General features: G+C 42.6%; 19 protein-coding genes. 2 read left to right on the top strand and 17 right to left on the bottom strand.

What is annotated here, in order from left to right:
* Nucleotides 1-8: 8 nt before the first annotated feature.
* The 16 genes from PJIAN_RS11950 to tsaB all read right to left on the bottom strand — a co-directional run bounded on the left by PJIAN_RS11950 (nucleotide 9) and on the right by tsaB (nucleotide 19,517).
* On the bottom strand, nucleotides 9-698 hold the full coding sequence (locus PJIAN_RS11950) for a DUF4919 domain-containing protein (protein ID WP_084252403.1): 690 nt from the start codon (nucleotides 696-698) through the stop codon (nucleotides 9-11).
* A gap of 61 nt (nucleotides 699-759) precedes the next feature.
* A complete protein-coding gene (locus PJIAN_RS11955) occupies nucleotides 760-1,686 on the bottom strand; it encodes a nucleoside recognition domain-containing protein (protein ID WP_068705342.1) in 927 nt (308 codons plus the stop codon).
* Entirely contained in the window at nucleotides 1,686-2,192 is a 507-nt protein-coding gene (locus PJIAN_RS11960; protein WP_068705344.1) for an NUDIX hydrolase, read from the bottom strand. The genes PJIAN_RS11955 and PJIAN_RS11960 overlap by 1 nt, the downstream gene beginning before the upstream one ends.
* 165 nt (nucleotides 2,193-2,357) lie before the next feature.
* Entirely contained in the window at nucleotides 2,358-2,969 is a 612-nt protein-coding gene (locus tag PJIAN_RS11965) for a hydrolase (protein WP_068705346.1), read from the bottom strand.
* Between the two features lie 13 nt (nucleotides 2,970-2,982).
* On the bottom strand, nucleotides 2,983-3,858 hold the full coding sequence (locus PJIAN_RS11970) for a DUF4249 domain-containing protein (RefSeq protein WP_084252404.1): 876 nt from the start codon (nucleotides 3,856-3,858) through the stop codon (nucleotides 2,983-2,985).
* A gap of 84 nt (nucleotides 3,859-3,942) precedes the next feature.
* A complete protein-coding gene (locus PJIAN_RS11975) occupies nucleotides 3,943-6,282 on the bottom strand; it encodes a TonB-dependent receptor (RefSeq protein WP_068705351.1) in 2,340 nt (779 codons plus the stop codon).
* 318 nt (nucleotides 6,283-6,600) lie between these two features.
* On the bottom strand, nucleotides 6,601-7,056 hold the full coding sequence (locus tag PJIAN_RS11980; protein WP_068705353.1) for an aminoacyl-tRNA deacylase: 456 nt from the start codon (nucleotides 7,054-7,056) through the stop codon (nucleotides 6,601-6,603).
* Between the two features lie 64 nt (nucleotides 7,057-7,120).
* Nucleotides 7,121-7,483: an Mth938-like domain-containing protein gene (locus tag PJIAN_RS11985; protein WP_068705355.1), complete on the bottom strand. Its 363-nt coding sequence runs from the start codon at nucleotides 7,481-7,483 to the stop codon at nucleotides 7,121-7,123.
* 464 nt (nucleotides 7,484-7,947) lie between these two features.
* Nucleotides 7,948-8,379, bottom strand: a complete 432-nt coding sequence (gene tnpA / locus PJIAN_RS11990) for an IS200/IS605 family transposase (RefSeq protein ID WP_068705357.1) — start codon at nucleotides 8,377-8,379, stop codon at nucleotides 7,948-7,950.
* Nucleotides 8,380-8,631: 252 nt separating this feature from the next.
* Complete coding sequence (locus tag PJIAN_RS12000; RefSeq protein WP_068705361.1) at nucleotides 8,632-10,158, bottom strand: tetratricopeptide repeat protein; 1,527 nt, start codon at nucleotides 10,156-10,158, stop codon at nucleotides 8,632-8,634.
* A gap of 327 nt (nucleotides 10,159-10,485) precedes the next feature.
* On the bottom strand, nucleotides 10,486-11,616 hold the full coding sequence (gene tgt, locus PJIAN_RS12005; protein WP_068705363.1) for a tRNA guanosine(34) transglycosylase Tgt: 1,131 nt from the start codon (nucleotides 11,614-11,616) through the stop codon (nucleotides 10,486-10,488).
* A 271-nt stretch (nucleotides 11,617-11,887) separates the two neighbouring features.
* On the bottom strand, nucleotides 11,888-13,228 hold the full coding sequence (gene mtaB, locus PJIAN_RS12010) for a tRNA (N(6)-L-threonylcarbamoyladenosine(37)-C(2))-methylthiotransferase MtaB (protein ID WP_068705365.1): 1,341 nt from the start codon (nucleotides 13,226-13,228) through the stop codon (nucleotides 11,888-11,890).
* Nucleotides 13,229-13,444: 216 nt separating this feature from the next.
* Nucleotides 13,445-15,337 (bottom strand): AMP-dependent synthetase/ligase, encoded by a 1,893-nt coding sequence (locus PJIAN_RS12015; RefSeq protein WP_068705367.1) that lies wholly within the window; start codon nucleotides 15,335-15,337, stop codon nucleotides 13,445-13,447.
* A gap of 21 nt (nucleotides 15,338-15,358) precedes the next feature.
* Nucleotides 15,359-16,267 (bottom strand): patatin-like phospholipase family protein, encoded by a 909-nt coding sequence (locus tag PJIAN_RS12020; protein ID WP_068705369.1) that lies wholly within the window; start codon nucleotides 16,265-16,267, stop codon nucleotides 15,359-15,361.
* 55 nt (nucleotides 16,268-16,322) lie between these two features.
* Nucleotides 16,323-18,755 (bottom strand): helix-turn-helix domain-containing protein, encoded by a 2,433-nt coding sequence (locus PJIAN_RS12025; RefSeq protein WP_068705371.1) that lies wholly within the window; start codon nucleotides 18,753-18,755, stop codon nucleotides 16,323-16,325.
* Nucleotides 18,756-18,803: 48 nt separating this feature from the next.
* Nucleotides 18,804-19,517: a tRNA (adenosine(37)-N6)-threonylcarbamoyltransferase complex dimerization subunit type 1 TsaB gene (gene tsaB / locus PJIAN_RS12030; RefSeq protein WP_068705373.1), complete on the bottom strand. Its 714-nt coding sequence runs from the start codon at nucleotides 19,515-19,517 to the stop codon at nucleotides 18,804-18,806.
* 116 nt (nucleotides 19,518-19,633) lie between these two features.
* Here tsaB and PJIAN_RS12035 point away from each other — a divergent pair, with 116 nt between their 5' ends.
* The gene (locus tag PJIAN_RS12035) at nucleotides 19,634-20,503 is read left to right on the top strand and encodes a YicC/YloC family endoribonuclease (protein ID WP_068705376.1); all 870 of its coding nucleotides are present in this window, start codon (nucleotides 19,634-19,636) and stop codon (nucleotides 20,501-20,503) included.
* A gap of 39 nt (nucleotides 20,504-20,542) precedes the next feature.
* The gene (gene gmk, locus PJIAN_RS12040; RefSeq protein WP_068705378.1) at nucleotides 20,543-21,109 is read left to right on the top strand and encodes a guanylate kinase; all 567 of its coding nucleotides are present in this window, start codon (nucleotides 20,543-20,545) and stop codon (nucleotides 21,107-21,109) included.
* A 2-nt stretch (nucleotides 21,110-21,111) separates the two neighbouring features.
* Here gmk and porT read toward each other — a convergent pair whose 3' ends face one another.
* Nucleotides 21,112-21,801: a type IX secretion/gliding motility protein PorT/SprT gene (gene porT, locus PJIAN_RS12045; protein WP_068705380.1), complete on the bottom strand. Its 690-nt coding sequence runs from the start codon at nucleotides 21,799-21,801 to the stop codon at nucleotides 21,112-21,114.
* Between the last annotated feature and the right edge of the window lie 13 nt (nucleotides 21,802-21,814).

The raw sequence follows: 21,814 nt of genomic DNA on the forward strand, positions 1-21,814 counted from the left end.
GGTTTGGCTCAATTAGAAGAGGGCATTTCTCCGTTTACATCTATCAATCTTTTTATATTGAAATAGAATCCTCTAATGTTTATTCTGTTTTTTGCTACAGTGATAAAATCACAATCACTATAAACAAAGCGTTGGTCGACCGGAAACAATCCCAGCAGATAAATCAGCTCATATTCATCCGAAACCGAAATTACATGCCATGGCGTCATTTGCGTTCTCCCATCTCCTGTAGAAAAAATGGCTGCGGCTATTTGTTTCGCTTTCAGCGTGTAAAGATGAGCTAAATCGTTTCTGCCGGTCATATGATACGCATAAGCCAGTTGATTGAGCTTATACAAGTCTAATGGAAATACAGCTAATGATTGTTTGGTAAGTCGAATAATGGTATCGCAGTCCGCAGTTGTCTTATTTACCTTTCGGGCGTACGAAAACAACAACGAATCTTTTGTATTGTGATAGTAAGGCTTGTATTCTTTTTGCAACGTATAACCATAATACAGCGAACGTACCTGCTCCATCGTCATGGTGGTATCATTTGCCAGAAAACGCTGCATTAGTTTCGGATAATAACAGTCAGACTTTTCATCAACAATAATTCTTCTTAGCGAATTATAGTTCGGAGGCGTGGTGGGTTGTTTTTGTGCAACACATAAAGTAGTTACTGATATAACAAGTCCCAATAATATATTTCTTAGCATGTTATGTGCAATTTATAAATTAAAATAACTCTATCAAAAAACACTTCTCTAATGGAGATAATTACAATTTTACCGACGGTATAATTCTTCGTATAGCATGAATTCCCCAAACGACCAGAAAAGCCAGTCCGATGCGGGGAACTACGATCCAAAACATCGATACACCAATAGAAACAAACAGTAACGTATCTTCCAGTAACGAGTGATTGACGGCAATATGATAGTTGAGCATATTGGCATCCCTCTTGTTTACGATACCTTTTTCCACCTGTTCGATCACCACAGCCGATCCGTATGCCAGTCCGAGTGTTTGTGCAACAAACCACAGGAATGAAACTTCCCTTGAGAGTCCGAAAAACTTCATGAGTGGCGCGAAGAAATTTGATATTTTATCAAGCCACTTAAATTCGTTGAGCAGGTTTTGTAGAATAAATAGCCCATAAAGAATTAGGGAAACCTTAATAATCAATATCATGGAACTTTTAGCCCAGAGAAGCAAAACATCCGTGACAGAAGAAAGATGGGTTGCCTGTTCGGTAGAATGCGATACAGAAAATCCTGTTGTTGGCAAAAGCCAGTTTAGCAATAGAGCAGCCGTAAAACTCATTCCAATGCGCACTACCAGCATGTTCAATACAGAGGAACCAGTTCGTTTTTGTACGGCAGTTTCAATTATCAAACTATGCGATATAAGGCACATAATGGCCAGAATCGTTATCTCTCGCATTCCCAGTGTCATGGTTGCAATAACAGCCAAAACCGAATAGAGAGGCAAAAACAGGCTGGTAATAAAGACAATAGCGGAAGCCCCGGGCAAGCCAATATGTGTAAATACAGGAGATAAATATTGTGCCATCCAGTCCATTACACCCCAATATTGCAAAAAACTGACCAACAAAGCCACCGGCAGCATTAATTTTAGCAGCCAAACGATGGTATGAGTGGCTTTCGGCAAAGCCAGACGAATACAAGATATGACTCTTTGCATTATAACTCCTTATTCAATGACTTCATTACCAACATGAAATCATGTTCAAAATTAGGGGTGAAAATTCCTTTACCTAATGAGGATTTGATTTCGTCAATACTCCAGAAACGACCTTCATCCAGCTCGTTGTAGTCGAGCTTGAATTTACCGTCGTAAACGGTTCGGAATGCATTTACCAATTCTTTTTCTACCGCCGATTGCCAAACATAACGAGAAACAAAACTCGAAGTAAACCCCGTAACTCCCAATTCTTCAAATGCTTCACGATTTAAAGCAGTTTCCACGTTTTCTCCGTAATCCACATGACCACCGACCGCCGTATCCCATTTACCGGGTTGTGTATCCTTGGTCATTGCTCGTTTTTGAAGAAAGAGTTCACCCTTACTGTTGAAAATATGGAGATGTACCACCGGATGCAACCAAAACGTTCCCCCGTGACATTCTTTTCGGGTAGCTTTTCCGATTACGTTTCCCTGCTCATCTACCAAAGGAAATATTTCGTCCATAATTGTTTGATCTGAATTAAATTGCTTCCAGTAAGACCTTCACTAAAAACAATGCAAAGGTACTATATTTTCAGGTATGAGAAGGTAAAAAAAACGAAACGGCTTATAGCGTTTCATTATCAAACTATAAGCCGTTGTCTGTTGTTTTGCATCTGGTCGGGATTCTTATCTGGATTTGTCAGCCAGTTCCTTTTCCTGCATTGCTTTAATGGTCTCATCTATCAGGTAATCAAATTCCCATCCAAGCATCTCAGCTCCTTGTTGAATGACATCCCGCGAACATCCGGCCGCAAACTTCTTGTCTTTGAACTTCTTTTTAAGCGAAGAAACTGTCAGATCCAGTGTGCTTTTGCTTGGCCGCATAAGTATTGCCGCACCAATCAGACCTGTCAGTTCGTCTATCGCATACAGCACTTTTTCCATTTCATGTTCCGGCTTGACATTTACTCTGTGACCATAACCATGAGAAACCACCGCCCGTTCAATCTCAGGATCAATATTCTCTGCCTCCATAATTTCCTGAATTTTAATACAATGTTCATCCGGGAATTGCTCAAAATCCAGATCGTGTAACAAGCCAACCAATCCCCAAAATTCCTGTTCTTGTGTATAGCCTAAGATTCGAGCAAAATAACGCATGGTAGCTTCTACAGTTTCAGCGTGTTGAATATGAAACTCCTCCCTGTTGAATTGTTTCAAGAGCTTAATTGCACTGTTTCTGGAGACGATCGGGCTTATTCGTGCGGCATTATCCTTTGGTAAATGTTCTATTCTCATAATTGTAATTCAACTATTTGAAAATTGTTTCAGCTCTGGAAATAGCATATGCGGCAAAATAACCTCTGGGATTATTTATCGCGTTTTTCGGGAAAGTCTGTATGATATTTGTCCTGATATTGGCCGGCTGACCTCCTAACAGAGGATTATGGCCACGGGATTCATTTTTTACTTCTCCTATAAAATTATAATAATCCTGTGAGATACTGCATGTTTCCAACATTACCCGATCGCCGGAATGAATTTTTTCCGCTTTATTTTCAGAACGAATATATAACATGGTTTTGCCGCTCACTTCCATCCCGTCAAACAAAGCATCGCTAATTAATCCCCATTCTGTAATTGTATCCGAGATACATGTTTTATTTTTATAAGCTTTGGTCAGATAATAGTTAGATACTCCTGATGGATCTTTCATCCAAGCATTTACAGCCCACACATTTTCATAAAGAAGGACTTGCTTTTCCACCTGTATCTTTTTGAGCGGAGGAACTGCATTAAGCGTACTTGTAGCTGTATATGTTTCTTTGATGTCATCTTCATTTACATCTATATCACTTATAGTTAAAGTATAAGTACGTCCAGCCACACCAAAATAATTCGATGGTGTTTTATATGCCCCCTTTTCCTGTGCATCTTCGTGTAACGTTATGGATGTAATGCCATCACTGAGAGTGACCGATGCACCTGAAACTACACTGACTGGCTGGTCACAAAAATAATTGCCTGTCTTTTTAAGACGCACCACATGCTCCGTGGTGTCGGTACTAATAGCGCCGTCTACGACAAGTTCTACCGGGATAGAATCAAGGTTGACATTGAAATCTGTTGTACAGGACACAAACGCTATTGCCATAAAAATTGCATAGAGGTATAATTGTGGTTTCATGTTTAGAACAACTGATTATTAGTGATTTAATTATAACATACAACTCCATTTTGGTGTTGCAGAGCAACAAATTTTTTCTTCTGTTTAAAATTTAAAATTATAAGTTATTGAGGGAATAGCTGTAAAGAGGTAGGTCATTTTAGCTTTAGTTATGTACGGATCGTTTTGGTCCTGAACAAAGTTGATTGCCCATGCATTTTTATGTCCATAAACATTGTACAAAGAAAAATTCCACTCACTCTTCCATTTCCGTTTTTTAATGCTCCGGGGTACCCATGTAAGAGAGACATCCATCCTGTGATAGTCAGGCATACGATATGCATTGCGTTTAGAATAAACAGGCAGAATTACCCCTCCTAATTCCATCCGGCCAACCGGATACGTAATTGGTAACCCTGTTGCATAAACAAACGTAGATCCAAAATACAAACCTTTTTGCAATTCGTAATTTCCTACTATATAAATCGTATTAGGACGATCAAATGGCGATCTGTATGGTTGATTGTCATTTACTCCATTAATAGTGCATTGGGCATGAGAATAAGTATAACTAATCCAACCTGTAAGTTTCCCTTTCGTCTTTTGCAGCTGAAATTCTGCACCATAAGCATACGAATTACCAAAACGCAATTCCCCGTCGAGTTCTTGATTCATAATTAATCGTGCGTGATCCTTGAAATCAATGGTATGATGCATGCGTTTATAAAACAATTCAACCGACGTTTCAATAGTATTGGTGAATAAACTCCGAAAATAACCGATAGCAAACTGATGACATCCTTGTGGTTGAACGTTTTTTCCGGAGGTAAACCACAAATCAAGTGGTGTTCCGGCCGTAGAATTGGATGCCATTTGTAAATATTGATTGGTACGGGCATAACTGGCTTTGAAAGACGAATTGTCGTCAATAAAATAATTAATGCCCAAGCGTGGAGAAACGCGAAGAAAAGCCTTTATAATTTGTCCCGACTTATAAACAGTCGAGTCTATCGCATTGTAATTTGAGTCATAATTGTAGACTGTTCCCTTTCCAATATCCGCAAAACAGGTGGAACGCAAACCTGCTTTTATCAATACGCGTTCCGAAAGTTTATACTCATCGGTAATGTACAGCGAATTTTCGATAGCATACACATTGGGTAAGAGAAGGGCAGTCGATCCCACAGCTTTATTTTCTGAGGTAATTTTACCCGGGTGAAGTATATGATATATACCGGTATAGCCAAATTTCAGGGTATGGCGAGGATTGCTAACATACGTAAAATCACTTCTGAGATTGAAATCCCGCATGGCATATTGCCAGTCAAAATTATTATCTGTACTATATTTCGATTGAAGGTTGTATCTAAAGCGACTATAATTCAAAGAGATATTACTGAATAGCTTTTGTGAAAACAGGTGATTCCATCGTGCCGTAACAGCGGCATTTCCAAAGCTGAACCCCAAATTACTATTATTGAAAAAGTCATTACCCAAATAGGCAGAAATAAAAACGCGGTTGTTTTTATCAAATTTATGATTGATCTTGGCATTTAAATCATAGAAATACAATTCATTATCTTTTATATCGGCATTATGCGACATTTTCAGGAACATATCGGCATAAGTACGCCTTCCTGATACGATGAATGTGGTTTTATCTGAATCAAGAGGTCCATCCAATGTCAACCTGCTGGATATTAAACCAATACCTCCACTACCAGATAATTTCTTCGAATTGCCATCTTTTGTTTGTACCTTCAGCAGTGAAGACAAGCGCCCGCCATACGAAGCAGGTATATCTCCTTTGTACAGAGTCATATTCCGGATAGCATCATTATTGAAAACCGAAAAGAAACCCATCATGTGAGATGCATTAAAAATGGGCGCATCATCTAATAGGATTAAATTCTGATCAACACCACCTCCACGAACACTGAAACTGGATGACCCCTCTCCTGCCGATACTACTCCGGGCAATAACTGAACCACCTTTAGTAAGTCTACTTCACCCATGAGTGCCGGCATTTTACGCATTGTATTAATGGATACCTGCTGTTTGCTCATGGTAGTCGATTCTATCAGATCTGAATTTTTAGAAGAAATGACCACCTCTTTCATCTCTTTAGTGGCTATTTGCATTTCCAGATCCAGTTTTTTCGACGTCGTCAGGTCTATATGTAAAATCTGCGTTTGATAGCCCAGATATGAGACTTCAATGGTATATTTACCTTTGGGTATGTTGATGGAATAGAAGCCCGACTGATTTGTAGCAGCCCCGGTTCTCAGTTCGCAAATATTCACAGTGACACCTATCAAAGCTTCTCCATTTGCATGGTCTTTGATGGTTCCACTCAGGCTGATTTTATCTGTTGTCGGTACAATGGCAGATAAAGCGGAAACATGAAATAAGAAAGAAATTATAATTAAAAGTCGGAATATCATACAAAACAAATCTACTTAAGAGTTACAACTAATCACATGCACTTAAACACGTTAGAAAATCAAGCATTTAACCCTTTAGATTTTGTTAGTACGGTATTAACAATGTAGAAAGACAAATATTTGCTGGCGTTCCAGTGAAAAGAAAGATCAAAGATAATTCAAATTCTAATATTTATTCGCTTTTAAGGATATTTTTAACACTATTATCTATTTCGGTAAAATTCCGTATTAAATAAACAAACCAGAGAAGCGCAATAGTGTTGTCACCTCTCTGGTTATTGTAAAAAGAATACGCATTATCATTCGCAATGCAGCCCTTCAAAAACGTACAATTTTAGGTTTAACTAAATCCTCAAAATCTTTGTATGACAGTCTGATGAGTTCGGTAAGAGTTCCCGCATTAAAGGCAATCTCTTTATCTTCCGTCAGAGCAGTCGAGACATAAACATCCATTCCGTAGAGGTTTCCGAAAGGCGGCATGGCGCCCAGCTCGCAGCCAGGGAACTTGTCTAAGAATTCGCGTTCGTTACAAACAGATACCGTTTCTGCTCCGATGGCTTCTTTCAGCATGTCGGGATGAACTCGTCCGGAAGCCGGAAGCACAGCCAATGCCATTTTTCCGTTTACCCGTATCACAACCGTTTTTGCCAGTTCCTGTCCATGGATATGTGCAGAATGGGCAATTTCGTTGGCCGTGTAAGCTTTCGAATGGCGAATGGAGACAAATTTGATGTTATTGGCGTTGAGAAACTCAACTAATTTGGCAACTGGCATAATAATCTGATTTAGAATGTAGACAATATACCAATGTAAGGCCGGAGAGGCCCGGTGAGAGGTGTCAGCAGGTGACATGGAACAAGCCGATGGCGGCTTCTTCAACTGAATTCCAGGTCTCTATAGCCTGGGGTGTGGGTAACAGCAGCACGTGACATCCGTGTTGCTTGAAATATTCGTTTGCTGTGTCTGATAGTTCAACGTATCCGGTCTGTCCGGTACCGACAATCAACAATGCTGCTCCGGCAGCGTATACATCATGCGCTTCGTCCAGCGACAGAATGTGAGAAGTGCCGTATTGTGCACTCGACAAGCGTTTGTTGCGGTTTCTTACCGTTCCATCCAAACCGATCACCACGTCGTGCGTATAGGTTTTTCCTTCAATGGTAATCTCTCCGAAACGGGTGCTGTCGATTGTAGGTTGCATAGGCTGAATATCTGATCAAATACTTTGTAAAGGTAAGATTTTCGGAAGGAAGTTGTACTGCGGGGCTATAGAAAATGAAGATGTGATTCTTGCTAACCCAAACCCACTGACGATCTACGATGTCAGTACTGTAAGCCTGAAGGGGCTTTAATCTGGCTGCAGTTAGTTGTATCTTTTCTTTCAGGGCTAAAGCCCGGTACGTCTTGTCTTGCTGCAGCCTCCGCCCTAAAGGACGGAGTTATTATCTTCGGCTTATACTATCTTTTGGATGACTTTGCAACTAAGGTGAGTGTTGCTTAATAAACTTCAAGGATAACAGATTAACTTATGCTGTCCGTGATTTCCATCACTATATCCTTTAAGAAAATGCTGTAATCAATTATAAATCTAGAATTTTACTCTCTGTTGTTATCATAACCCCGTCCTTCAGGGCGGGGATCCAGACGATGCTACGCCGATTGGCTTTAGCCTTGAGGAGTATACCCATAACTCTCCAAGAACTTATTATACTCTTCCGTAAATGAGAGTTTTCGGTGATGTTCATCCTGATTGAGAATGTATGCCCGCACTTTATCTTTCTGGGATTCACTGACTGAAGCGGCAAAGTATTCGTCAGCCCATTCAAACTTTGGTTTTAGCAACTTCTGTTTGTTAATCCAAAAGGATGATTCTCCTTTTATCAAATTAATGGCTTTGGCAACCGACATGTCTGCATTGAGATAAAACAGGCAGTGAATATGATCTGGTTGCGAATTGAGCGTATCAATGAAAATCTCTTTGATTCCAGCATTCTCCTTGATATGCGACAAAATTTCAGTCCGGAGGTGTTGAGCAATAGCGCTTTCTCTATTTTTGGTACCCCAAACGGCATGAATCAATACTTTTGCGTAGGCCATATTTCTTTTTTTCAGGGCTAAAGCCCCATTTGTTTACTCATGGTATTATCTCCGCCCTAAAGGACGGAGTTATAATTCTCTGCTTATTCCAGCCGTTTCTGGTTTCGGTGCAACGGTAAGTGCCTTCATACAGACCCGCTCTATCTCTGGCGGTCATCATAACCCCGTCCTTCAGGGCGGGGCTGAAAACGTAGCTTTGCAGATTGGCTTTAGCCATGATTGAAAGAAAGAACAAGTGCCAGTCATCTTTAATTAAGTAGTTATTTTTCGAGCAAATTCTTTCAGCTTATCAAGCTTTGGATGACCTTGTTGCTCGGCAATAGTTACATGATCCTGCAAATTCCAACCAATTGATTTTGCCCCTTTCCCAATTAACTCTTCCAATTGCTTTTCAGCCTTCTCGTACCATTGAGGATAATGAGCAAAACGATAAAACCATAATTCGGACAATAAACCAATATTTTGATTATCATCCATTTCAAAGACTTGATTGATATACTTTTCAGCAGTTTCAAAATCTTTTTTTTCTAAAATCAAAAAATGAGCATAGTTTCCTAGGTTATTTGCATGTTTTGGGTTGGCCTCTATTGCCTTTTTATAATACACTTCGGCGCTGTCATAGTCCTTTCGGAGATTATGCAAGAAAAGGGCATAATTTCCTAATAAATTGGTGTTATCAGGATATTTAGTAATCCCTTCCTGATATATTTTTATTTGCCGGTCAATATCTTTTTCTATATACGCATCATATAAATATTTATTTGAGCCCGTAAAAAGTTCTTTTGTTGCATCGGATATCGGCTTATTAGTTTGTTGGATAGATGCTAACAGACCCTTTAGTTTGTTGTCTAATTCTGCCAGCCTACCTTTGGCGGCTTCCACAAAAGGATGAGTCTCCGGTTTATCAAGCTTTGAGAATATATCATACCCTAAAGCTGTATTGAAAGCATACATCAATTGATCGAACCCTTCTATGTGAACAATAAAATCCTTATTCGTAAGTAACTCTTTTGTTTTAGTGTTTAGTTCTGCATGATCTTTTAAAACACACCAATATATACTTTTCCTGTTTTCAACAGGAATTTTTTTTAAGTATTGCATCAAACTGCCATCATTTCCGCCGTATCCGATAACAAGAAGATGAAACCGGTTTACAATAGGCGCCAAAGCTTTTTCCCATTCTTGTTTAAGGCAATTTGTACCTTCTTCATCATTAATTGGATGCAAGAACAAATCTCTATGTACTTTGATAATAGTTGGTCTTTCGGTGTTGGATGAAATAAACTCAGCTAATGTTTCATGCCCTGCAATAAAAGGTTTTTGAGCAGTAAACATGCGGACAGCATCTTCCACTAAATAGTCGAAATTGGTGGTAATAACAAAATTATGTTTTTCATTCACCAAAATCTGAGATAGGATAACATAGCCCAAACCGGGATCAATGTTTTCCATCAATTTTTTAAATTCATCGTATCCTAATTGATCCTGCGCTTCATAGCGTTTCTGGTATAAATGAGGATAAAACTCACCAATATTTTCTTCGTCAAATCCAATTGAATTTTTCCAATCCGATAACTCGTCCTCTGTTAAATCTTCTTGTAAAGCTTTATACCACTCAACAGCAAGTTCCCATCCTGTTTTAATTCCGGAAGATTTTGAAGCTCCGGCTCCGATTAAAAAACAAAACCGAGTGTCTTCGCTATTTAATCGCTTAATATCTTTGAACATCCGAACAAGACGTTCTTGACTAATGATTTTCGGTTCAACTTGTGTTTCCATTTTTCGTAATAAGCTTCAATATCTATTTATCGTTGTTTTTCTATTTTCCAACCCCAAATCTACAAATTTCTTCTCGCAAAACATGTTTTTGGTTAATTTATTCTCTGAATGCTAAATCAAGCACTGTTCTTCATCATTTTATGGACATAGTTTATTGAACAGATCCAATAAATATACAGAGAATGGCATTTGACTGCCTGATAAATCATTTTTATTGCTCAACAAATGGCTTTGATTGTCCAATAATTGGTTTTGTTTTAAAAAGAAACGGAGTAATACTGCCTTTTTCGGGCTGCATTACTCCGTCGATGTGTTTGAATGAACTGTTTACAGGCGTTGCGACACCTGACGCACCATTTGGGGCTTCCAGCTGCTGAAATCGCCCGCAATAATGTGTTTGCGCGCTTCGCCTGCCAGCCACAGATAGAAGGCCAGATTATGTATCGAAGCTATCTGCATGGCCAAAAACTCCTGGCTATGGAACAGATGGCGCAGGTATGCTTTGGAATAGAACGAGTCGACGTACGACGTACCCGCGGGATCGATGGGCGAAAAGTCGTCTTTCCACTTCTTGTTCTTCATGTTCATGATGCCCTGACTGGTAAACAACATTCCGTTGCGGCCATTGCGGGTGGGCATCACGCAATCGAACATATCGACTCCGCGCTCGATCCCCTCCAGAATATTGGCGGGCGTACCCACTCCCATCAGGTAGCGTGGACGGTCTTTGGGCAGAATCTCGTTCACCACCTCTATCATCTCGTACATTTTATCGGTCGGTTCGCCCACGGCAAGGCCTCCGATAGCATTTCCTTCACGGTTTTGCGCCGCGATAAACTCTGCCGACTGCTTCCGCAGTTCGGGATAAACACATCCCTGAACAATAGGGAAATAGGCTTGCGAATATCCGTACTTTGGTTCCGTTTCGTCAAAATGCGCAAGGCCGCGCACCAGCCAGCGATGGGTAAGTTCCATCGATTGTTTGGCATAATCGTAATCGGCCGTTCCGGGCGTACATTCGTCGAAAGCCATAATGATGTCGGCTCCGATGATACGTTGAATGTCCACCACATTTTCGGGCGTAAAAAGATGTTTAGAGCCGTCGATATGCGAACGGAAGTGTGCACCATCTTCTTTTAGCTTGCGGTTGTCGCTTAGCGAAAAGACCTGATAGCCGCCACTGTCGGTGAGTATGGGTCGATCCCATCCGTTGAACTTATGCAGTCCGCCGGCCTTCTCAATAATGTTCAAGCCCGGACGCAGATAGAGATGGTAGGTGTTTCCCAGAATAATCTGAGCCTTGATATCCTCCTTCAGTTCGCGCTGATGTACCGCTTTCACAGATCCCGCCGTGCCCACCGGCATAAAAATAGGCGTTTCAATTGTTCCGTGGTCAGTGGTTATCACTCCCGCACGTGCATTCGACTTGGGGTCGGTATGTTGTAATTCAAATTGCATACGAAATATGTTATTCCAAAATTTATTAGTTTCGGGATTCCATCACTGAACAATTCCCGGCTTTTCCTTTCTATTGATTTTTTCCTCTTTGTTATCTACCCCTCCCAACCTCCCCTGAAGGGGAGGAATAAGGCAGTAAAATGAGGTAACTGTATTCACTTTGCATGGTTACACCCCCTTAAGGGGAACCAACGGTCAACGACAGAAGGGAGTTAATGGGGGTAAACAATCAAAGCTGCTTACGATTTTTACCCGCTATATTACTTACTATCTACAGCATACTATGCACTAACTCGCAGTCCAGACTCATCATTCCGTGATCTTCTTCGGGATGGAAGCCTTTCAAAACCACCTCTTCGATGGTGTTGATCTTCGATTTGTCGTAGGGAGCGGAGACACGCACGTAATTATCCGTGAAACCGTGCATCCATTCGCCTTTTCGGGCCGATTCCCAAAGTACCTTCGCACTCTTCCCTATCTGACTTTCGTAGAACGCTCTGGTTTTGCGTTCCGACAGCTCGTGCAATCGTTCACTACGTTGTTTACGCACGTTTATAGGCACGGTATACTCGATTTCCAGCGCTTTTGTGCCGGGCCGTTCCGAATAGGTAAAGACATGCAGCTGCGAGATGGGCAGACTTTCGATAAAACGATAGGCATCCTCGAAATGGTCGTCGGTTTCGCCCCGTACGCCTACAATAACATCTACGCCAATAAAGGCATCGGGCATCACGCGCTTTATTTCTTCTATGCGCTCGGCAAAGAGTTCGCGTTTGTAGCGTCGACGCATCAAACCGAGTATCTCGTTGTTGCCCGATTGCAACGGAATATGATAGTGAGGCACGAAATGGGCTGATTTGACTGCGAAGTTGATTATTTCATTTGTAATCAGGTTTGGTTCGATACTGCTAATGCGATATCGTTCAACGCCTTTAACCTTATCAAGCTCTTTTACCAGTTCGAAGAAGGTTTCGCCGGTCGATTTACCGAAATCGCCGATGTTGATACCCGACAAAACGATCTCTTTTGCCCCTTCGGCGACTGCCTGTTCGGCTATCTTCACCGTGTCAGCAATGGTACCGTTGCGGCTCTTACCCCGTGCAAATGGAATGGTACAATAACTGCATCGGTAGTCGCATCCGTCCTGTACTTTCAGGAAAAAGCGGGTGCGGTCGTCGTGCGAAACCGAAGGATGAAACGCTTTCACGTCGTCGATGGCAGTAGAGTGTACCTCTCCCCGACCCTTTTTGTGCAAATCCTCAATAAAGTTGAGCACGTCGAACTTTTCGTTGGCTCCGAGCACCAGATCCACGCCCTCAATCCCGGCAATCTCTTCGGGTTTCAACTGGGCATAACAGCCCGTCACCACCACAAAGGCATCGGGATGGTTGCGCACCATCTTGTGGATGGCCTGACGGCATTTTTTGTCGGCTATATCGGTCACCGAGCAGGTATTAATCACGCAGATGTCGGCCTGTTCTCCGACTCGCACCTTGCGAAACCCCGCGTCGGACAATGTTTTGCCAATGGCGGAGGTCTCCGAGAAATTGAGGCGGCAACCCAGCGTGAGGTAAGCCGCTTTTTTATCTGTAAATTGTGAAGTATCGATCATAAATTAATTTGAAAATTTGAGAATGTGCCGATGTGCCAATGAATCGGCATGTTGCTTTCTTGGGTGATGCGATTTTCAATCGCATTTGTTACGCATTATGCGCGATTACAAATCGCGCCACCCATTAATCTGTTTGTATAAGTTCAATATATCTTGGGCGTAATATTCCTTCCGCAGATTATCGTCTTTGTTCTTTACTCTTTGTTCTTTGTTCTCTTAAAATATATTCTGCAAATTCCTTTCGTTCAGCATATTTTTGCCCTCGGCAGTATAGAGGAAATCGATAGTCTCAGCATAGATTTCTTCCACTTTTCCGCGCACTACTTTCATGGTGCTGTTCACCATGTGGTTTTGTTCGGTAAACGGTTCGGGCAATATGGCAAAGGTAGTGGGCAGCCATCGCTCTGGAAACATGCCTGCATGTACGCCTCCGGCTCTGAACTTGTTTATTTCGTTCACCAGCAATTGAACCGCCTCTTTGCGTCCTTCGGGTGAATCAGGTGCATGTTTGATATGACGTTTCAGCGCCTCTTTGTTAGGCACGAGTAACGCCGTTGTGTAAGCATCCTGATTATTGTGCAGCACTACCTGATCGATATGATGTGTCATCGACACCAAAGCCTCTTCAATGCCCTCGGGACTGTATTTTTCGCCGTCACTACCAATCAGCAGACTCTTGAAACGACCCAAAACATAGAGATAGCCGTCGCTGCTCATATATCCCATATCGCCGGTATAGAGCCAACCCTCTTTTACAGTATCGGCTGTCGATACGGGATTCTTCCAGTAACCTGCCATCACATTTTCTCCACGGATGACGATCTCACCCTTCTCTCCGGCAGGTAACTCTTTGCCGTCGCTGTCCAGAATTTTGATGTCGAGCGGTTGTACCAACACTCCCGATGATCCGAATTTATGGCTAACCGGAATGTTGGAAGAGATTATCGGCGTAGCTTCCGATAGTCCATAGCCCTGAAACATCGGGATGCCGATAGCATAGTAAAATTGTTGCAAATCTTTATCGAGCAAAGCTCCGCCACCGACAAAAAACTGAAGATTACCACCGAAACTCTCGCGCAGTTTGGAAAAAAGAATGCTGTCGAACCATGTAACCAGCGGTTTCAGCACGCATCTCCACCCAGCCCCTTTGTTCCAGCCGTCCTGATTGTAAATATAGGCCACTTTCAGGGCCAGATGAAACAGTCGGTTGAGCGATTTACCCTGCGCACGCACACCGTTCTCTATATTTTTCCGAAAGTTTTTGGCCAGTGCCGGAACGCTCAGAATCATGTGCGGCTTTATCTCCTTGATATTTACCGGAATATTGCGCAATGTTTCCAACGGGGATTTACCCACCTGCACCGTTGCCACTCCTGCGCCACATTTCATGAAAATATAGAATCCAGCCACATGCGCAAAACAGTGATCGAGCGGCAGAATGACCAGTGTGCGCCATGTTTCCGGAATAATTAACAACGTCAATGCCTGTTCGATATTGGCTGTGTAATTGCGGTGAGTGAGCATCACCCCTTTGGGTTCGGCAGTTGTACCGGAGGTATAGGTAATGGTAGCCAAGTCATCGTTTTTCAACGATTTGGCTATTTCCAGAAATTCTTCTTCCGAATGTTCTTTCAGGTATCGATCGCCAGCCTGAAGCACTTCTTCGATAAATACCTCTTTGTCGGCATAAACTTCTTGCTCATCGAATACAATCACCTTTTGCACGGCAGGCAACTGATCGATAATAGTTCTGATTTTGGGCAACTGATTGCCAGAAACCATGATATACTTTACATCAGCATGTTGCAGACGAAACAACAAATCGTTGCTCTCTTCCAGCTTGATGGAGAGCGGCACATTGACCGCTCCGGCGTAAAACATCGCCAGTTCGCCCATAATCCACCAGTTACGGCCTTCAGAAAGCAGAGCCATCGCATCATTTTTGTTTACTCCGATGGCTCGTAACCCTGCGCCGAAGCAATAAACCTGTGCGCGGGTCTGTTTGTATGTGGTTTCCTGAAATCTATCGGTGATTTTTTCGAATAAAAAGGGACGTTCGGCATATTTTTTGACCGACTCCTCGAAAAGATTGACAAGAGTTTGCTCCATATAGATCAAAATTGCGTCTGTTTACTGTTCCTGAATGGTTTGGGTTGGTTGCTCCCGATTTACTTCGGGTTGCGGTTCCGTCCGGGCAGCATGCTTGAGAATTTCAGGATGTTCCTCGATATATTTTTTGACGGTGATATAGCCGTTCATGTAAATATCTTTGTACCTCCCGTAGCTGAAAGAGCTGATTTTCTTACTGTGCGGAATGTTTATCAAAAAATCGCACATATCAGCACCCTGTTTTGAATTATGGGCAAGCACCACTTTCACCGTTTTGTTTAACACGCTTATGGGGCCCGTGAGTTTCATCCCATGATCATACGTATCAACATTTATACCGATTACCACATCGCAAAGTGGACGAATGGGTTGCGTAGGGATATTGTTTAACGCTCCTCCATCAACGTAGCTGACAGAATCAATCATAATTGCATCGAACACTCCCGGAATAGAAGCCGATGCCACCACATATTCGCTCAGTCGTTTACCGTGCCCGAAATAGGCGGCCTGACCATTGTTAAGGTCGGTTGCACAACAAAAAAATCGTTTGGGTAGACTATCAAAATCGTCGCTCGGAATATATTTTTTCAATACGGTTCGCAGGGCATTGTGAGTCGACAGACCGGTAGCATCACTATGTGGCAATACTTTAATCAATTTGCTCTTTTTGTACATTTTTTCGTTCTGCGTCATAACCAGAATCTGTTGTGGCGAGTATCCTGCGGCATAAAACGAGCCCACGACAGCTCCCATGCTGGTTCCGGAAACAAACTGCGGATGAAATCCGGCTTCCTCGAGTGCCTGCAGCGCACCGATATGAGCAAAACCAAGCGCACCACCACCACTGAGCGTTACTCCCAGACGCAATTGTTGTGCAAACGAAGCAGCAACAAAGCTTGACAATAAAATAAAAAGATAAAATTTCTTCATCTTCAGACGTTTAATTTGTGATATGCATTACAAAACAACGTGAATTTCGTGGTTTTTAGGGTCGGTTCAAATAGCTGAGTACATATTTCAACTCACCGTACGACAACGCCCCCTGAAGCGCTTCAAAAGCCGGTGTGAGTCCTGCGGTATCTGCCGACCTGAAGTAATCTAGCGCTTTTTGAAGTTTATCATCCGGCAACAGTACCGAAATATCGATCTTTTCTTGTTGCACAAAGCGTGCCAAATGGCCTTCGATGGTAGTAAGTGTCAGGCCTCTCTCTTTAGCAATAGCTCGTGCGTCTAATCCATTGACAAACAAGTTGTATGTTACATCGAAGGTACTTGTTTTTACATCCAGCTCTTTCTCTTCGGACTCCACCGCAATAGCAAGCCCTTTTTCCTGCATATATTCGGTAATAATCTCAATCAGGTCATCGCCATAGTCCCTGATACGTTTTGCCCCAAGTCCTTTGATCGACTTAAGCAGCTTTTTATTTGTCGGAAGTTTGCTTATAAGTTCATCCAAAGATTTCTGCCGCAATACATCATATGGTTGCACGTTGTGTTCGTCAGCAGTAGCATTACGCCAGGCTCGCAATTTCAATAACAGATCGGGATGAGCCGAAGATTTCAATGAAACCGGTTTATACCTTTCGGTTTCAGGTTTATCGCCTTTCAATATTGCTTTTGCTCTTGCTGAAAGATAGTTGCTCAGGCGGAATCCATCAGCACAACTCCGTAATGCATGTTTTTTTGTGACGATTTGCTCTTTCAGCTTATCCAATAAATCTGAAATGCTCTTGCGAATCGCTTTGTTGTCGGTCTCAAATTCCAATGCATCCACGTCGGTCATGCACCGCTCAATTTTTTCACCAAAGAAAGAAGTTGCCTTCCTGATTCGCTCCTGCAACAGGGTATTATTTTCCACATCACCGTTCTGAGCAATCAGTTCGTTGATCTGAGAATGAAATTTGATACCAATCTCAACAATATCCTGATTTATAAACGCTTTTACATCACGAACAGACTTGTGTATATTTCCGCTCACCACCTGGTCGTTCTCCCGTAAACGGTATATCAGGTTAATGATCTCTTTTTGCAAAGGAGTAAAGTCGAACAGATCGATCAACAGCTCCTGCATGTAATATTGCTGCGCCGTCCGCAATGACTCCTGCGATGGTGCATTCTCTTTTTGCTTACGGGTAAATTGTTCTATTTCCGAATTGCTTACCAAACTATTCTGATGCACAGGCGTGCTGAGCACCAAACCATCCAGCGAGCGACAACGGCTCAGGGCAACATATACCTGTCCGTGAGCAAACGCAGCCCGTGCGTCAATCACTACTTTGTCGAAGGTTAAGCCCTGACTTTTATGAATGGTAATGGCCCATGCCAGCTTGAGCGGGTATTGTTCAAAAGTGCCGATCACCGTTTCGACAATCTCCTGCGTAGTATCGTCGATGGTGTACTGCATGTTATTCCACTCCATCGGATGCACCGCAATAATGCGCTCTTCACCCTCACTTTGTACATAAATCGTTTCGTCGTCGATGGAGGTTATCACTCCGATTTTCCCATTGAAATAGGCTTTCTCCGGCGACGAGTCGTTTTTGAGGAACATTACACGGGCTCCAGGCTTCAGTTCCAGTTCGAAATCGGTAGGATACGAACTTTCGGGAAAGTCGCCGGTGACCTTAGCCTTGAAGAACCAGGAGGCATTTTTCAGCTCTTTCAGCCGTTGATCGTTGATGCGTTGTGCCTGATGGTTATGCGTGGTCAGCATTATATAGTCGTCGGCCTGAAAGCCCGGAATGGTACGCTGACGCAACAAATCGATCACTTCGGACGACAGTTGATTGTCGCGTACTGCATTGAGCAATCCGATAAATTTTGCCTCACTTTGGCGGTAGATATGTTGCAGTTCTACAGTCACAAAGCGAGTCTTTCCTAAAGCCCTGCTTCCGTAAAAGAAATTGGTATCGTAGTAGCGCTTCAACACTTCCGAATCAGCATCGGTCACAACGGGAGGCAACTGCTGGAGATCACCGATCATTAACAACTGAACACCGCCGAAAGGTTTGTTACGGTTTTTATAACGACGCAACACTTCGTCGATGGCATCGAGAATATCGGCCCGTACCATACTAATCTCGTCAATCACCAGCAAGTCGAGACTGCGCAAAATATCTATTTTGATGCGTGAAAAACGGTATTGCCGCTCATTTTCACTCTCTACCCTCGCCTCTTTCGGAATAAACGGCGTAAAAGGCAACGAGAAAAAGGAATGAATGGTAACACCTTCTGCATTGATGGCGGCGACGCCCGTTGGGGCAACCACAATCATTCGTTTGGGCGAAATTTCCCGCAAACGCTTCAAAAAAGTGGTTTTGCCCGTTCCTGCCTTTCCGGTCAGAAACAGGTGCTGATCGGTGCATTGAATGTACTGCAATGCCAAATCCGCCTGTTCATTGTTTTGAAACGTAGTCAAATTTTTGTAGTTCTATTTCCCTTTGAGATTTTACAATCGCAGCTGTCTTTATGCGTTGCTCTTCGCGCCTTGTTCTACATTCAGCACTTTATTTTTGGGTACTGTTGCCACAAATTCTTTAAGATAGAACGGTTCAAAGTAAGCCACATCTACAAATTCTCCGGCAGCAAAAGCTTTTTCGGCCAACGGAATCATATTGGCAGCCTTGGGTTGGATATCGTCAATAAATTCGGCATTAGGATGCGTAATGCTGCTACGGCATTTATCAGCTCCATTTCCAAAGAAGAGCACTTTATGATCGGCTAAAATATCGAGGTAGGAGTTTTCATCCACAATGTCGGCTGCAATTTCACGGAACAGCTTGAGATCTTTATCGTAAAAGGCTGAGAAAACCTCCATGCGACGTGCATCGATCATAGGACAGAAAAGCGTATTTTCTTCTGCTTGTTTCCCGGCGGCAACCGTTGATGCAAGCAATTGAAGCGTATTAACTGCAATGAGAGGCACGTTCCAGCCGTAGCAAAGCCCTTTGGCTGTAGAAACCCCGATACGCAGGCCTGTGTACGATCCCGGACCACAACTCACAGCAACCGCATCAGGATGTGCATTGGTTTCCTGAAGTATTTCCTGGACAAAAACGCCGAGTAAGGAGGCATGTGACGGGCCGGTAAGAGAAATTCGTTCCGAAACAACCTTACCATTCTCCGATAAAACCACGGAGCAAACGGTGGTGGATGTTTCGATATGAAGTATTGATGGCATAATTAAGTATTTAGATACAAAAGCGCCATAATACTACAGCGCTAATTTGTGGCACAAAAGTACGATTTTTAACTCAAAAAAGCGTACATTTGCGCTCTAATTTTAGAATCAACATTATGCTCCAATCCATGACCGGATATGGCAAAGCCACCGGTACCTACAACGACAAACAAATCAGAATCGAAATTAAATCTCTGAATAGTAAACAAATGGATATTTCGACACGGATGCCCGGGCAATACCGTGAAAAAGACCTCGATTTACGTCGTATGGTGACACAACAACTCGAAAGGGGAAAAGTTGATCTGAGCATCAATGTTTCCACAACCAACGTGGTTGCTTCTACTCAAATTAACGGAGCTATTCTGAAAGATTACTATAACCAGATAAAACAGCTTTCCGACTCGGAAAATATTCCTTTACCTGCCGATTGGTTTTCCACGCTGCTTCGTTTACCCGAAGTACTGAAAAACGAAGACCAACAACTCGAAGAGAACGAATGGTTTGAAGTCGCAAAAATTACACAGGAAGCGATCGACCAACTGGTGAAATTCCGTGTACAGGAAGGAGATTCACTTGCAAAGGTATTCACCACAAAAGTGGATAATATAGAGAGATTGCTTGGTACCGTCGGCCAATATGAAGCTGAACGAATCGAACGCGTTAAAACCCGCCTGCGCGATGGCCTGCAAAACGTGAGCGAAAACTACAATGCCGATCGTTTTGAACAGGAACTGATTTTCTATATTGAGAAACTGGATGTGAACGAAGAAAAATCACGTTTGCAAAACCACCTGAATTACTTCCGCGAAACAATGAAAAAAGAGCATAATCCCGGCAAAAAGCTCGGCTTTATCGCTCAGGAAATGGGTCGCGAAATCAATACCCTCGGCTCCAAAGCCAACCATGCCGAACTCCAAAAAATCGTCGTCCTAATGAAAGACGAACTGGAACAAATCAAGGAACAGGTACTGAACGTCCTTTAATTGACTCTCATTTTGAAACTTTGAACTTGAAATCAATTTATGTCCGGTAAAGTAATCATATTTTCTGCTCCTTCCGGTTCGGGCAAGAGCACACTGATACAACATCTTCTTCAACAGAATTTCAATCTTGGTTTTTCCGTTTCGGCAACCAGCCGTGCTCCCCGAGGAGAGGAAAAAGACGGCGTGGAGTATTTCTTTCTGACTCCCGAAGTCTTCCGGCAGAAGATTGCCAACGATGAATTCATCGAATTCGAGGAGGTTTATCCCGATAAATTCTATGGGACTTTGAAAAGCGAAGTGGAACGCTGTCTGTCCGAAGGTAAAAACCTGATTTTCGATGTGGACGTAGTAGGCGGAGTGAATATCAAAAAATATTTCGGCAACAGAGCGTTGGCTGTGTTTGTTCAGCCACCATCGGTGGAAGAGCTTCGTAAACGACTACACGGACGAGGAACCGATGCTCCCGAAGTGATCGAACAGCGCATCAATAAAGCAGAATGGGAACTTGAGTTTGCTCCGAAATTTGACGTTGTTATCATCAACGATCAACTGGAAGAAGCGATTGCTAAAACAGAAGAAACTATCGGAAAATTTCTGTCGGCATAGGGTCATTCAAAATTGAATGTCAGCACGAACGCTTTTGAAGTAAGACGAGAAATAACATCCGTATACCGTTTCTGGTCAGAAGTGAATGTACCGGTATCTCTCGAAGATAATGGAGTCAGCACATCACTCATTCCGAGACAAAATTTAAACTCCGGTGACAAGCGGAAGAAATCAAAATAGATGTCGCAGCCCATTCCAAAGGCGATAAAAGGGCTGTAGGTTTTCAGGTAGACATTCACATCTTTTCCGCGTTGCAAATCACAGTCAATACCTCCTCCGGCAATTAGATAAGGGCGAGAGCGCTTATACCAGACTGCACGATACTTGATGTATAGAGGCAAAGTGACAAATGTCGACTGAACAAATTGCCCCTCCCACGCACTTGTAGTCGAAGTAAAATCGTGATACAATAAAGTCCTTTGAGTAAAATTGAGAGAAGGAGTAAAGCGCAGGTTGAAAAAATTATTCAATCTCAAATCACCGATAATACCTACCGTAAAGCCCGGAGTGAAAGACGATACCTGAGCACCAACCAGTTTAGGATCTCTGGGTGTTACTGCAAAACCATACGAATTCATTCCCAACGTAAAGCCGTAATGCCAGGTTCGTTGATCTGCTTCATGAAAATCTTCTTCAGCAAACAAACTACCTACTAAAAGCCAACAGCTTATTATTAACAGAATTCGCTTCATTGGTAAATCTCTT

It is taken from the genome of Paludibacter jiangxiensis, from assembly GCF_001618385.1.
Classification (GTDB): Bacteria; Bacteroidota; Bacteroidia; order Bacteroidales; family Paludibacteraceae; genus Microbacter; species Microbacter jiangxiensis.

What these genes read in the sequence shown, in the direction of transcription:
- tnpA (WP_068705357.1), bottom strand. Translation starts at nt 8,379, where the DNA reads ATGGCCTACGCAAAAGTATTGATTCATGCCGTTTGGGGTACCAAAAAT.
- PJIAN_RS11985 (WP_068705355.1), bottom strand. Translation starts at nt 7,483, where the DNA reads ATGCAACCTACAATCGACAGCACCCGTTTCGGAGAGATTACCATTGAA.
- PJIAN_RS11980 (WP_068705353.1), bottom strand. Translation starts at nt 7,056, where the DNA reads ATGCCAGTTGCCAAATTAGTTGAGTTTCTCAACGCCAATAACATCAAA.
- PJIAN_RS11970 (WP_084252404.1), bottom strand. Translation starts at nt 3,858, where the DNA reads ATGAAACCACAATTATACCTCTATGCAATTTTTATGGCAATAGCGTTT.
- PJIAN_RS11965 (WP_068705346.1), bottom strand. Translation starts at nt 2,969, where the DNA reads ATGAGAATAGAACATTTACCAAAGGATAATGCCGCACGAATAAGCCCG.
- PJIAN_RS12015 (WP_068705367.1), bottom strand. Translation starts at nt 15,337, where the DNA reads ATGGAGCAAACTCTTGTCAATCTTTTCGAGGAGTCGGTCAAAAAATAT.
- PJIAN_RS11960 (WP_068705344.1), bottom strand. Translation starts at nt 2,192, where the DNA reads ATGGACGAAATATTTCCTTTGGTAGATGAGCAGGGAAACGTAATCGGA.
- PJIAN_RS11950 (WP_084252403.1), bottom strand. Translation starts at nt 698, where the DNA reads ATGCTAAGAAATATATTATTGGGACTTGTTATATCAGTAACTACTTTA.
- PJIAN_RS12035 (WP_068705376.1), top strand. Translation starts at nt 19,634, where the DNA reads ATGCTCCAATCCATGACCGGATATGGCAAAGCCACCGGTACCTACAAC.
- PJIAN_RS11975 (WP_068705351.1), bottom strand. Translation starts at nt 6,282, where the DNA reads ATGATATTCCGACTTTTAATTATAATTTCTTTCTTATTTCATGTTTCC.
- mtaB (WP_068705365.1), bottom strand. Translation starts at nt 13,228, where the DNA reads ATGATCGATACTTCACAATTTACAGATAAAAAAGCGGCTTACCTCACG.
- tgt (WP_068705363.1), bottom strand. Translation starts at nt 11,616, where the DNA reads ATGCAATTTGAATTACAACATACCGACCCCAAGTCGAATGCACGTGCG.
- porT (WP_068705380.1), bottom strand. Translation starts at nt 21,801, where the DNA reads ATGAAGCGAATTCTGTTAATAATAAGCTGTTGGCTTTTAGTAGGTAGT.
- tsaB (WP_068705373.1), bottom strand. Translation starts at nt 19,517, where the DNA reads ATGCCATCAATACTTCATATCGAAACATCCACCACCGTTTGCTCCGTG.
- PJIAN_RS12000 (WP_068705361.1), bottom strand. Translation starts at nt 10,158, where the DNA reads ATGGAAACACAAGTTGAACCGAAAATCATTAGTCAAGAACGTCTTGTT.
- PJIAN_RS12020 (WP_068705369.1), bottom strand. Translation starts at nt 16,267, where the DNA reads ATGAAGAAATTTTATCTTTTTATTTTATTGTCAAGCTTTGTTGCTGCT.
- gmk (WP_068705378.1), top strand. Translation starts at nt 20,543, where the DNA reads ATGTCCGGTAAAGTAATCATATTTTCTGCTCCTTCCGGTTCGGGCAAG.
- PJIAN_RS11955 (WP_068705342.1), bottom strand. Translation starts at nt 1,686, where the DNA reads ATGCAAAGAGTCATATCTTGTATTCGTCTGGCTTTGCCGAAAGCCACT.